The sequence below is a fragment of the Clostridium puniceum genome (assembly GCF_002006345.1).
Classification (GTDB): domain Bacteria; phylum Bacillota; class Clostridia; order Clostridiales; family Clostridiaceae; genus Clostridium; species Clostridium puniceum.
On sequence record NZ_LZZM01000175.1, the window covers coordinates 21,964 to 36,502 of the forward strand.

Sequence of the window (14,539 nt, forward strand, 5' to 3'; positions counted from 1 at the left end):
AATAATCTAATTTCAATTGAATTTAAGCTAACTTTACTATTATTTTATAAAAGTATCAATATTTTTGTACAAATATTCCTGTCTTTATGTAAACTTCGTTAATTTTATAAAAATTTCTTTAAAATTAGTTAAATAATTTTCATTAGTGCAAAATTATATTACTGAGATTTTATCACATATGTGGGTAAAAATATAGACTGCTGAAACTTTATCAGCAGTCTGATTGATATTTTCTAGAATATATCTTACAAATTCAGTATATTAAAAATTGAAAGCAAAATTTGAAATTGCTACTTTTCCATTTGCACCTGTAGTACTGTTTGACCATATTTTAAATCCAATTGCACGTACATCATCTGGTGCTTGTAACTTTGCAGTATAATCCCAATTAGAAAGTGCTGATTTCCATATTGAATCAGTTAAATTATAAGTCGCCTTAACACTTTTTCCTGCTGGAATAATATCATTTCCTACTTTATTATCAATAATTCCACCATTTTCTTGCCATGTCCAGTTACTAGTTGTTCTTAGTAAAAGTGATGCTGAAACGTCTGTTGAACTATTATTGGTAATTGTACACGTAATAGTCTTGTAAGGTGAGCAATCAAGACCTTGTCCTAAACCTGGTTTTGTTTCTGTTTGAATGCCTGCTGCATTTTTTGCTGTTACGTTCTTAAATTCAACTCCAAGAACACTATCTTCACTACAGCTTGTAGTTGTTGTTTGGTCTTTCCATGAAGCTTCTGGATAATTCCATGTGAAATATGAAGCTGTTTTTGGACGATTAAGCTCAGCAATTTCTGATTTATAAGCATCTGTTGCTAAATCACAGCCAACAGATAAGAAGTCTACACTTCCAGCAAATTTACTGCCTGCGCCTTGAACTCTGAATAAGAATGCTTTTACATCATTTCTCGCTGTACATTTTGACATATCAAATGAAAGTTGTACTGTTGTAAGTGCTGGGATTGTTTGATATTTATCATATTCTGTCCATTCCCATTCATCACCAACTTTGAATATTGGTTGTAGTTGAACAGCATATGCATTATTATTTCTTACAATCACATTAATTTTATTATTCTTAGAAAGATCTACTCCATTTGCCATATTAACAAAATAAGGATATTGTTCTGTTGCTAAATCAAATGATAAACGATAACCTCCATTTTTTAATTCCTTAAGTGAAGATATGGTGGAAGTAGTAGCATCCCCTTTACCAGATACATACCAATCTGTAGTCAAACTTCCTAAATATCCTGGTTTAATATTTATTTCAACATTTTCATCTGGTACCGGATTTGTTGGTTGTGTTGGTTGCGTTGGTTGCGTTGGTTGCGTTGGTGTCACAACAATGCCATCATATCCTTTAAGTGAATATGCTAATTTTGATGTCTTTTGAATTCCGTGTTCACTAGAAAATGCATATTTACCCCAAGTAGTTAAGTTTGTTCCTTCCCAGTCATTTGATAAATCAAGAGTTGCATCTTGACCACCATTTCCTTTCCATGACCAAGCCATTGTTCCAACTTTCTTTTCATCACTATAGTTTATTATCGTTGCTTCATCTACATCTCCGCCATTTTGGAAATCACCAAATTCACCAATAGCTGTGCAAACACCTTTTGAAAGCATATTGTCAATATTACTCTTTACTACTGTCGAATTTGCGCCTGCTACTGAATACATATGAATAGAGAACATAATTTTTCCAGCCTTATCTGCATCTTTTACTGTTTTGCACTTTTCAATAAGAGAAGAAGTTTCTTGACCATAACCTGCTGCATCAACCATAATTACGTTTTCAATTCCTGCATTTCTCATTTTTTTGATTGCAGTACAGTAAGTGTTAGCCCAAACATCACCTTTATTCCATGTTCCAAGCCATTCATTAGCAACATTTACAATAACAAAATCTTTATTAGCATTTAAAATATCCTTTAATCCTACCCAATAGTCAACTGCGGTATATAATCTTTGTGGATCATCAAAACCTGTATGATCATGTACTTCAAGAATACAAACTAATCCTTTTTGTTTACATAATGCAATGATATTTTTAACTTCATCAACATTAGTTTTAGTCCATTGTGTTCCATCCGCTAATACTACTCTTACAGTATTTGCTCCAAGTTTTGCTACAGCGTTAATAGATTTTTCTGTGTTTGAAGTATACCATGCATGTGAAATGTTTACACCTCTCATGACAAATTCATTTCCATTTCCATCGTACAACTTAGTACCTTTTACATAAAATCCACTTTTTGGAATAGGATTTGTTGGATCTGTTGGATTTGTTGGTGTACTATTAACTTTTTCAATTGTTACATTATCTAAAGCTACATGTCCCCAATTACTAGATACTCCAAATTTATGTTCTCCTGCAGAAAGATCACATACATATTCTGTTTTATTCCAAGTATTTGGGTTTGTACATAATTTTCCTGCTGAATTATTATCAAGATATAACCAATTTTCTTTATATTGATCCGAATTTGATGAGATAGTTAATTTATATTTTCCTGCCTCTTTAATATTAAACTTAGTTTCTGACCATCCTGATGCTAAATAAACATAACCATTGCCTGAATAACCTTTAAAAGTATCATTTGCGATTTTATTTCCACTATTAGTTGAGAAACTATTAGCATTTTCAAACTCACAAACTACTTTGTCAGATGATACATCTGGTATAGTACCTGTTTGTCCATCTTGATTATTGTTGTCAATAGATTCCACAATAATATAATCAAGAGCTACATACCCCCAGTCAGATGATACTCCAAATTTGTGCTGCCCTTTTGAAAGAGTATATTCATTAGTAGTTGTATTCCAACTACCTGCATTAGTACAGAGTTTACCAGCTGAACTATCATCTAAATAAAGCCCATTCTCTTTATATTGGTCTGAATTTGTAACTATGGTTATTTTATATTTTCCATCACTAGGAACTGTAAAATTAACATCTGACCATCCTTTTGCAAGATATACAAATCCACTTCCAGAATAGCCACCAAAAAGCTCCTTTTTTATAGCGTTACCATTATCTGATGAGAAATGATTTGCATCTTCAAATTGAATGATTTGTTTAAATGAACTTTTACTATTTACCTGTGCAGTATCTGATGCCCAAGTAGTAATATTACAATTAGCAAGAGTTAAAATTGCTGCGATGCTTCCAGCAAAATAACTACGAAATTTTTTTGATTTTTTCATTTTTTTCCCTCCCATTTTTTAATTTTGTTCTGTTAAGTTAGATAAACATTACTCTTCTTAAATTTAGGAAATACAATAAGTTCGACTATAGATCAAATTAAATTGTTTACCAAAATATTCCCTACTTCAATTAAACTGCTACCCAACCAGTCAGTAGACAAGTCAAGGTATTTTAACTGTAGTGCCACTCCCTTAAAACCTGTGACAAAATAGGCTTTTACCCCAGATGCAAATGTACTATTAACATTATCAAGGGACTAATTATTAACCCTAAAAACACTACCACTGACAATATAATTAGTTTTATATATTTTTTTAACATAAATTATCCTTCTTATTTATTCATCAAATTATACATATCTTTTTATATTGAAGTTCATTTGAATTAATTTCTTTTAGTCATATTTACTCATCTTTGATGTTGAATAGAGCACTTTTAAGGGTATAGTGGTTGTGTAAGATTTATGGTTCTAGAGATTATAAAATTGTTTTCTAAAAATTCCATTGTAAGTCGTGTAAAAATTAGTTTTTTTAGTCATAGCATTTCTTCCCCCTTTGTTTTTATAGATTTCAACATTATATTAACATTCATTTCAATTATTTACAGTAGAGAGAAGTTGAAAATAGTTTATATTTGTATATATATTAGTAAAGTCTTGTTGAATCTCTTAAATATTTAGTATAAATAGAAACTGCGGCTTTATCCGTATTTAATCATCAGATATAAATCCACAAATTGACTAATGCTCATAGTACTTATTCTTCCTATAAAGCATTGGAAGTACGGATCTATTTAATGCTTTAAACACATTAATGATATCTAGGCTATCTTACCTGCTCCTGCAAAATTTAGTAGAAAATTGTTAAAAAAAGTGTAAATTCATAATAATATACACTTTGATTGATTACAATCTATAAAATGTATTCTAAAAATCATATATAAAGTATATTAATTAATTTTGCTTTATTTACAAGCCTCTATATATACTACAGTTAAATTATCTTGTGGAGAATTTATCAATATTTCTTAAGTAAATTTTATTAATCATAATTCTTAACAATACTTAACATATTTTTTTTAAACATTTTACGATTGCCTTATGAGAAAAAAGTAAACATTATAACACATTTTTAAAAAAAACATATAATACAAAAAGTTTCGCTTGAGGGTGATAACTATAATTTTATTTCCAAAAATGAAATAATAAAGCTATTTTTGGACGAAAATTTGTTTTGAGAAAAAATACCAATAGTGATATAAGTATACTGATGAGTATAAAAATTAAAGTTATATTGGAGGTATGCATTATGAACAATTTTTTTCAAGATTTTAAAGACAATTTGATTAAGCAATATTTCGAATGTCAGGCTTACAAATTCCTGTGTGATAGTCAAGGTTTTAATCCCAGTATTAATTTAAATTCAGAAGCAGATATAGAAAAAGTTCCTTTCATTGCTACAACATTATTCAAAAAGTCAGCTGAAATGTTTACTAATTTGTTAAGAGTACCTTTAGACGTTATTGATAAATGGACTCTATCAAGTAGTACGAGCGGAGATCCAAGTATGGTTGGAAGACGAAAGTGCGATATTATGAAAATTAAGGAGCTTGACGATCTTAATAAAAAAACATATAAATCGTTTAGCAACCAAGCTTGTGTGTTTTTTCCAGAACCAAAAGTCATGAGAGAGTATAAAAGTAAAGTAGTATATGGTAAAAGTACAGAATCATATATTGGAAATATTTTAGATGTTTCAGATCTTAAAGACAATAGCATTTTTCTTGTAAAACCAGATGAAGATAATTTAATAGTTGATATGGACAAGTTTAAATTATTTTTAGAAACTCATAATGGATTAGAAAATAATATTTCAATATGCGGTTCAACACCTTTACTTTTCGATGCAATAAATATTCTACAAAAAACAATGAAGCCGTTAAATTTAGGAAAAAACGCGCTGGTTAATACTTTTGGTGGAGGCTGGGATGGAAAAAAAGGAACAGTAAGTATAGGAACAAGTATAAAAAGGCAAGATTTTGTTGAGAATCTTTCAAATTTTCTTGGAATTCCAGAAGACAATTTTATTGATTCTTATTCATTTACTGAAAATACTTTTTCTATAACAGGGCATTATTCCAAAGAATATAAAGATTATCTATTTCATGTTCCAGAATGGGGAAGAATGATTATTAGAGATATAAAAACATTGAAACCTCTTTATAGCCCAGGGGATAGAGGTTTTATTCAAATGTTAAATGCATATGGAACAACTACATTTGCAGGAGCTTCTGTGTTAGTTGATGATATTGGAGAAATAGTTTCTATATCTGAATGTCCAGAATGCAAAACAAAGCTTATGACAATAAAGATTATTGGAAGAGTTAGAGGCGCTGAGGCAAAAGGTTGCGGTGCTACACTTAATGTAAGGAGTGAAAAATAATGAAAATTGAATATACTTGTGGAAGTAGTGCCTTATTAAAGAATATAAATGATATTAATCTTGAACTTATATGTGCTGAAGAAGATGAAATAGTAAATGAATTAAAACGGCTTAAAACAAATACAAGTAAAGTTCATGAAATACCTGTTAATGATACACTTGAACTTCTAGATAAGTGTGGAAGATTATGGTTGAATAGAGATTATTCAAGGAAACATATTGAAATTTTATCTCATATTCTAAATCAAAGTAAAGAACTTGTAACTTATGAGTTAGAAAGTACAATGCACGCACTTTTAAAAGAAAATATGAAGACAATAATAGAAGATGAATTAGGGAATTACGATATATTGGATAAATGGATTGATACAAATTATGGGAAAGTTCATAGACAGCCAAGAGGCTTAATGTTTCATAATGTTTCTGGCAATGCATTTGTAGTAATTCCTATGAGTATGGCAATGGGATTGATATCTAAAAATTGTAACTTAATTAAGGTTTCTGGTGATGAACCATATTTTGCTTATGCATTTTACAACAGTTTATGCGAAATTGATCCTACTATAAAGGATAGATTATCAGTTATGTATTTTAATAGTGAAAAATCAAGCATTTATGAAACTATTGTTAAAAATTCTGATTGTGTTATTCATTGGGGTGGAGAACATTCAGGTAGAGTAATAGCAGAACTTTGCGCTAGGTATAATGCTCATTTAATAATGCATGGGGCTAAAATTAGTTTTGAAGTAATAGATGATACAGAAAATATCAATAGTACTGCCCAGGAGATTGCAAAAGATATCGTTTGTTGGGAACAAAAAGCATGTTTATCACCTAGAATTGTATTTGTAAATAATAAAGTTAATACTAAACTTCTTACTAAAGCTATTGGAGAAGAATTAAAAAGGGTAACAGAAATTATTCCTAAGACCTATTTAAATCCCTGGACTTCTATGAAGATAATACAAGATAGACAGTATTGTTTGTTAAAGTATGGAATAAAGAAAAATCAGAAAGTTGAGATTTATTCATCGTATAATTCAGACTACACTATTATATTTAATGACAAAATGCCAGATAAAGAAGATATTGATAGATGTTTTAACAGATTTATATTTGTTTGTCCATATGAAAGTAGTGATGAAGTTTATAACTATGTAGAAAATAATCTGAAAGAATATTTACAAACTATGGGATATAGTGGCAATGATCAACAATTTATTGAGAAAATGACTTTATTAGGAGTTAGTATAGTAACTAAACCTGGTGAAATGCCATTGCATCGTCCTGGAACATCTCATGATGGAATTTATAATTTAAATGAAATGACTTATGTGGTTAGCAGTCAACTATAATTATTGATATTAGAAAAAATAAACTATGAATTTAAATAATCAATTTAGATTTGTGAATTAAAAACTCTATTTAGGATATGCAGCCATGAATAGAGTTTTTTTCTTACACATTAGATTTACCTCTTAATTAAGTATTTAAAAAGTTGTTTCTATACTGCATGGGAGTAATTCCCTTGTATTTCTTGAAAACCTTGAAAAAATATTTTTCATCACTGTACCCTACCCTTACCGCCACATCATAAGTCTTATATTTTATATCCTTCAAAAGTTCACATGCTCTTTCTATTCTTATACTATGAAGATAATCAATGAAGCTTGTATTCATTTCTTTCTTAAATAGAAAACTCAGATAGCTTGGAGTTATGTATACTTCCTGAGCTACAATTTTGCGACTTAAATCCTTATAATAGTTGCATTCAATAAACTCTATGGCATTCTTTAAAATTTTGCCTATACTCTTCTGACTGACAATACTTATATATATTTTTTTTGATATATCTATAAGTATTTCTTTTCTCCTATTCATACTCATAGGTTTTTGCATTTCATTTAATATTGGACAGTTTATACCAAATATTTCATCTATATTAATATTTCTCTCTATACAAAGTTGATATAAGGAAAATATAAGTCCAAGTACTGACTTTATTACGACATCCTTTGATATACAAGCTTCGTTTAATATGTTGAAGTATTGATTAAACTTAGTAACTAACATTTCTTTACTACCTGATTTTATACAGCTTAATATTTCTTTCTCCAGAATATAGATATTAGTAAACATATCTTCTTCTAAAATCTCTTGATATAGTTCTATAAAATCATTACTTAACAAAAGTTTTTCTTCCATATCATTTACAGCCTCATCATAAGATAAACGTATATTCCTTAAGTTTTCATAGCTTCTCCCAATACCAAAACATATACCATGATTAAATTGTCTTTCGAAAGTTTCCTTTATGTCTTTAAATATAGTTAAAAGATTACCTTTTTCTACTAGATTTCTTGTATTTATTATTATCACTATATCATCTAAATTCTCAAATACCTCACAGTTATAATTTCGCAACAATTTTTTTTCAATTATATTTTTCACTGAAAGTTTTATCAGCTCAATATCACTACTATCATTTATACAATGCAAATCTATAATTCTTATTAACACTACAGTTACAAATGGTTTTCTAAAATTAATATTATATAATTCAAGCTTTTCTCCTGAAATTTCAGTTTGCCTTCCTTTCGATATAATAAGCTTATTTAAATATTTCTCCTTCATTAGAAAAATATTCTCCTTAGACTGATTAATTAGATTCTGTAAATTAATTTCCCTTTCTCTTTCCTCCAAAAGATGTCTTTTTGCTTTCTCGACAACATTCTGAATTTCCTTTGCACCGCTTGGTTTTAAAAGGTAATCAAATACCCCTAATTTTATAGCTCTCTGAATATAGTCAAAATCATCATATCCACTCATAATTATAAACTTTATCCGAGGAAATTCTTTATTTAGCTTTTCTATTAATTGAAGTCCGTCCATTATAGGCATCTTTATATCTGTAAGAACAATATCTGGAGTTTCTGTAGAAGCTAATTTTAATGCTTCATAACCATTGGAGGCTTCCCCACATATCTCAACCTCCAAAGCCTTCCAATCAATTACGTTTTTAATGCTCTTCCTTATTTTTTCTTCATCCTCAACTAATAGAAGTTTAAACATTGAAATTATGCTCCCCTCTAACAACTCTAAATTCTTCTGCCGGAATAACTATTTCAACAGTAGTTCCTTTTCCTATCTCACTATAAAATTCCAATGAATATTCATTCTTAAAGTAAAACTTCATTCTTTCTACAACATTTTTTATAGCATAACCTTCTAGTAATGATGGCTTATCTATGGAACTTTTATCTTCATTGTCTATTATCTTATTTATAGTTTCACTGCTCATGCCTATTCCATCATCAATAATTTTAAATTTAATCTTTTTATCTATTAATTTTCCTGTTATTTTTACATTTCCACCATCAGTCTTACCTTCTAGCCCATGAACAATAGCATTCTCTATAAACGGTTGAAGTGTCAATTTCGGAATCATATAATTTAGAATATTATTATCAAGTTCTACTTTAAAATTTAATTTAGCATCAAAACGCATCTTTTGAAGATTTAAATAACATTGAATAAGTTCTTTTTCTCTTGATATTAGTGTAAAGCTTTTCCCTTTATTAAGCATTAATCTAAAAAGCCTAGAAAGATTAAGCAACATTTCACTAATATTTTTTTGTTCCGCTACAGCTGCTTCCCAGTATAAGATTTCAAGAGTATTATATAAGAAATGTGGATTTATCTGAGCTTGGAGAGCATTTAACTCCGAATCCTTCTTTGACATCTTCAGATTATCTAATAGCATTGAACCATTAAGGGCAGAACTTAAATAAACAGATAACAAATTGTAAATTCTCTCATCCATTGGTCCAAGCTCAAATAATACCACACCACTTAAATCTTCCCCAATACATAATAACTGTGATAAAATATATTTTTTCTCAATTATAAGCTTATCCATATATTCAAGAAGAAAATTTGTTTGTATTATATCTAGTTTTGTCTTTTTACTATATTCAAATGCTAAAGTGCAATTTTCATAAAAGTAATCTTCATCATTGAATAAAAAAATATAACAGCTGGATATATCTAATTTAGGGAGATTAGCTGATAAAATATCAAATACCTTTGGTATATCAAAAGTTGTGATCAATAATTTGCCGGTGGCATACAATTCCTGATTCAATCTGTTGGATATCACTTCCCGCTGGCCCATTAACAATATTAATTTTTCCGAAACTAGTGTATGTACCTTATAGAATATATTTTGAAACCAATCTAAAGCATTCACATCACTTGAATGCCAGAATAAAATGAACTCTCTCATTGAGTGAATAATATTTAGTAAATCTTCAAAATTACTCGGATAAAGAAGTCTTTCCATTACATTATTCAATCGCTGTTTCAGCGTAATAAAGAAATTTTCTGTAGCCTGCTCTTTATAACTTTCTAACAATAAATTTAGTAATGGTTTTATGTCAATGTGAAGATAAGAATAATATTTTTTAAGTTCTAAAGCAAATGCTTCAACTCGCTCTTTATCTAACCTTCCCGTCAATTCATTACTGTCTGAAACATCATAGTGGAAATAATCAGAAAAAGTTTTTGTACATCCGCAAGAGTCACGATATATTACTCTTGCAGGAACCTCTGTTGAAAAATCAGTATATCCAGTTGTAATAAGTTCTATAAGTTTTTTGCAGCCAGTATATCCAATTTCCCAATAAGGATAATAAATTGTAGTAAGGGATGGGGAATTAAATTTTCCGGCTTCAAAATCGTCATAACTTGTTACGGCCACATCCTTTGGAATAGACATTCCTCTCTTTTGCAGTTTATGAACAAGAGCTAAAGCTTCATCATTATACATAGAAACAATAGCATCGAACTTTTGCTTCCTCACATTAATCAATATATTTAGCGCTTCTTCTGCTCTCGTTTCAAAATCCGAAGCACATAAAATGTCAGTATCTATATACAGATCAGGCTTAAATATGCCCAATTCTTTTATAGTATTCATATAAATTTCGATTCTGTCATCATAAGTCAATGGTGATATAAAAGCTATATTTCTATATCCATGAACTTTTGACAAATGAATTAACAGCTCCTTTAAATATTTTCCACCATCCATATACACGTTAGGTAGATTTTTGTATACCTTCCCCAAACTTAATATTGGAAAATGGCCTGTTTGTTTCGAAAAACTTTGGAGCACCTGCTCTTCTGTATCTGGTAACCACCCTAGGAAAATAAGTCCATCCAGTTTAAGCTTGCTATACAATTCAAGAATCTTTGTCAGCTCAAAAGGAGCTTTTCTCATATCGCTTTCATTAGTGTTATAAGCAAATCTAATTATGTTGGCATTATATGCTTTTGCGCCCTCAAATACTCCCTTCATCATTTGGCTGCAACATTCATCTCTTCCGTGAATACTTAGAAAACCTAATTTCAATGGCTTTTTTAGCTGATCTTGATATTTAGACATTTTTTTATCTATGCATCTCTTAGATTCAAGCATGTTTAATTCCTTTCCTTTTTAATTTATATATAAATTAGCAAATAAAAAAACAACTTTACACAACGTATTTACATTTTATTCAAATAATAGATTATTTTATCACATTTAGAACATAAAATCAAAATTAAGAATTATAATAAATATTATTGTATTTTCTTTAGATACCTGTGAATTTTAACTAATTAATTGCAAAGTGCTCTAAATTTTAAGTTTAGAGCTACTTTTTATTACTAAAGTTTTATTTAATTACTTGTACAAAAATAAAGTGTTATAAAAATAAATTTGTATAAAACAAATTATTCATAACACTTTATTAATTTTAGATATACTAACTATTAATAATTTTCTACCAAAACTTCAAAATATGCTTGTGGATGCGCACATGCTGGACATGCTGCTGGAGCTTCTGCCCCTTCATATATATAACCACAATTAAGACACTTCCAAAGGGTTCCTTCATCTTTCTTAAATACTGTTCCAGCTTGGATATTTTCAGCAAGTTTTTTATATCTTTCTTCATGATGTTTTTCTACTTCACTTATTTTTCTATAAATGAAGGCAACCTCTGGATATCCTTCTTTCTCTGCAATATCCGCAAATGTTGGATATAAATCTGTCCATTCTTCATTTTCACCCGCTGCTGCTGCAAGTAAATTCTTTAATGTTTCTTGGTGAAATGAAACGGGATAAGATGCGTTGATTTCTATTGGTTCATCAATGTAATCTTCCTTAAGGAATTTATAAAATCTCTTTGCATGCTCTTTTTCCTGCTCTGCAGTTTCCATGAATATATTTGATATTTGTACAAATCCTTCTTTTTTAGCAATGCTTGAATAATATGTGTACCTAGTTCGAGCTTGGCACTCACCCGCAAAAGATTTCATTAGGTTTTCAGCTGTTTTACTTCCCTTTAAACTTTTCATATCTCTGCCTCCCAAAAGTATTAATATTTATTTAAATATATATTCTAATAAATAAACTACCTATACTTTTATTGCTGTATATAGTTTTACTGTAGCAAATTAATTAGAATTTATATATAAACCCTCAATTAAAATTATAATACCATATGGGATATTTATCTACATCATTATTTATCTTCCCTCCAGTAATAAATGTCGATGAAGCAATTTTTTTGATATTTATCTGCTATTATTATATTTTTAGGTTCAATAAAAAAATTTATACTAAAGTAGAACAAACATCAGAAAATTCTACTTCCTAAGGCAATTATTATTCTTCAATGCTTATGATTACTGATGGTAATCCCAGTAATATTCCTCCACCTATAATATTCCCCAAGGATACCCATAATAAATTTCTTAAAATTAATATTATAGGAAAGTCACCTATTGCAAAATGAGCTATGGAGAATATGCCCATGTTAGCTATACTATGTTCAAAACCTGCAATTATAAAAGCAAAAACACAGAAAAATAACATTGCAAGCTTCCCAATTTCCGTTTCCATCTTTATAGTTGATAAATAACCTAAACACACCATAAAGTTACATAATACACCTCTTAAAATCAACTGATGTACTGGTAATTCTAATTTTGCATTTACTATTGGTTCAAGATAAGCTTTCATTGGTTCTAAAGTTGCTCCACTTTTAACAAATAAATATGCTATTATAACTGCCCCTATAAAATTTCCTATATAGCTATATATCCAAACTTTCATTACCGCTTTAATATTAACTTTTTTCGTATACATTCCTACACACATAACTAAATTATTACTAGTAAATAATTCTCCCTTTAAGAATACAACTAAAGCCAATGCTACAGAAAAAGTTCCTGCTACTAATAATTTTGCAAACTCTTTATAATGAGGATTTATAATTGCTCCAGTTGAATATGAAAGTATTATTGCTAACATTATATAAAAACCTGTAATAATCGCCCTACCTATATACTTTACTGGTGTTTCCTCTGCATTCTTATATTTATTTTTTCCCAAATTACTTATCGTATCAATGTCTTTTTTATACATCTTCTTTCCTCCATCTCTTCCACTTTTCATATGCTTAAATTTAATACCAAAGCTGCTTATCACTTATTATTTTGTATTTTTAAATCTATATAATCTTTACAACAAGTTGTAAATTTAACAAATAAATCATTCCTTCTCAGTATTGATACTCATTTTCAACTGAATTCCAATTTCATTATACAACAAAAATAAAGTAACGTCACTTTATTTAAAATCATAAACGTTACTTTATTATTTATTCAATTATTACTTCATAATTTTATTATTATATTTTAACATTCATTAAATATATATTATAAACCTTCATTCCTTTTAGACATTATTGTACTTATTTATGTACTACTTATTTTTATTGTTTTCTAGTTTTCTATTGAGTTTCTATTGTAATCATAATAAATAAATTTGATTTTAGTTGTATATATCTAATATAATATGTATATACATAATGTATAATCATATTATATTAGGTATATAATATGACTTTATTGAATCAAAATTTCAACTATCAACATTAACTAACATATGTATTGGTACAAAATGTATCTAATCTTTACTTTCTTTTTGATATATATTAATTAAAGGAGGAATTTATTTTGGATAATTCAATTATAGAAAATTATCATCCTTTTAAATCGGATTCTAATCTCTTCAGCAATGATATTTCTTTTCTTATTGAACTTAGAGCAAAACCACAAATTATAGAAATAATTAAAGAAAAGCATTTAGAAGAAATATCTGAAAATATATCTATCCAGGATAAAAGGAATAATCTAATTATTTGGAACGCCATGTACACTAGAGAAATAGTTAAGAATGGAATTCTAACAAGATACCTCCATCCAATATACAACAAATTTTATACGTTGATTCCAACTTTAAATACTCTAAAAGAACTTCAAGACCTTGAATTAAGTATGATAGATACTTATATTAATTTATTAATTAATGATGTTGAGGTGAAAGATAACTTTGTTATAAACAGAATTTTAAAACATCTTCATCTTAATATAGAAAGTCAGATTTCTTTACATAAATTAGCTAATGAAGTTAATCTATCAGAAGGGTATATATCTGATTGTTTTAAAAAACATATGGGAATAACTATTATGAAATATGCGAAAAAAATAAGAATAGACAGAGCTAAGGTGCTCCTAGTTACTACAAATACCAGCATTTTAGAAATAGCCATCACCTTAGGCTTCCATGACCAAAGCCATTTTCATAAGGTTTTTAAAGCTTTTACTGGAATTTCTCCTTCTGAATATAGAAATACAAACTTTGGCTAAGTTCAACTTACTATATAATTCTCTTCTAAATTAAAGCTACTGTAAGAGAGTATTTTAGCTTTCGAATCTCCACAGTATTTCAAAATGCTAGAGTATAATGAAAACCATGCATATAAAGAGA

8 protein-coding genes are annotated in these 14,539 nt (G+C 28.7%); 3 read left to right on the top strand and 5 right to left on the bottom strand.

Annotated elements, in window-relative coordinates:
* Positions 1 to 261: 261 nt before the first annotated feature.
* Entirely contained in the window at positions 262 to 3,216 is a 2,955-nt protein-coding gene (locus CLPUN_RS13940; RefSeq protein WP_158078772.1) for a cellulase family glycosylhydrolase, read from the bottom strand.
* Between the two features lie 1,308 nt (positions 3,217 to 4,524).
* Here CLPUN_RS13940 and CLPUN_RS13945 point away from each other — a divergent pair.
* Positions 4,525 to 5,658 (top strand): LuxE/PaaK family acyltransferase, encoded by a 1,134-nt coding sequence (locus tag CLPUN_RS13945; RefSeq protein ID WP_077847866.1) that lies wholly within the window; start codon positions 4,525 to 4,527, stop codon positions 5,656 to 5,658.
* Positions 5,658 to 7,013, top strand: coding sequence for an aldehyde dehydrogenase family protein (locus tag CLPUN_RS13950; RefSeq protein ID WP_077847867.1), 1,356 nt, complete (start codon positions 5,658 to 5,660; stop codon positions 7,011 to 7,013). The genes CLPUN_RS13945 and CLPUN_RS13950 overlap by 1 nt, the downstream gene beginning before the upstream one ends.
* A gap of 127 nt (positions 7,014 to 7,140) precedes the next feature.
* Here the strand turns inward: CLPUN_RS13950 and CLPUN_RS13955 are convergent, their stop codons facing one another.
* From CLPUN_RS13955 to CLPUN_RS13970, 4 genes are all read right to left on the bottom strand, one after another.
* Positions 7,141 to 8,730 (bottom strand): response regulator, encoded by a 1,590-nt coding sequence (locus CLPUN_RS13955; protein WP_077847868.1) that lies wholly within the window; start codon positions 8,728 to 8,730, stop codon positions 7,141 to 7,143.
* Positions 8,723 to 11,137 (bottom strand): histidine kinase, encoded by a 2,415-nt coding sequence (locus CLPUN_RS13960; protein ID WP_077847869.1) that lies wholly within the window; start codon positions 11,135 to 11,137, stop codon positions 8,723 to 8,725. The genes CLPUN_RS13955 and CLPUN_RS13960 overlap by 8 nt, the downstream gene beginning before the upstream one ends.
* A gap of 335 nt (positions 11,138 to 11,472) precedes the next feature.
* Positions 11,473 to 12,060 (bottom strand): rubrerythrin, encoded by a 588-nt coding sequence (gene rbr, locus CLPUN_RS13965; protein WP_077847870.1) that lies wholly within the window; start codon positions 12,058 to 12,060, stop codon positions 11,473 to 11,475.
* A 310-nt stretch (positions 12,061 to 12,370) separates the two neighbouring features.
* Positions 12,371 to 13,132 (bottom strand): formate/nitrite transporter family protein, encoded by a 762-nt coding sequence (locus CLPUN_RS13970; protein WP_077847871.1) that lies wholly within the window; start codon positions 13,130 to 13,132, stop codon positions 12,371 to 12,373.
* 593 nt (positions 13,133 to 13,725) lie between these two features.
* On the opposite strand from CLPUN_RS13970, the gene CLPUN_RS13975 reads away from it, so the two are divergent.
* Positions 13,726 to 14,418 carry a helix-turn-helix transcriptional regulator gene (locus CLPUN_RS13975; protein ID WP_242954134.1) on the top strand — a complete coding sequence of 231 codons (693 nt, stop codon included), beginning with the start codon at positions 13,726 to 13,728 and terminating at the stop codon, positions 14,416 to 14,418.
* Positions 14,419 to 14,539 lie beyond the last annotated feature (121 nt).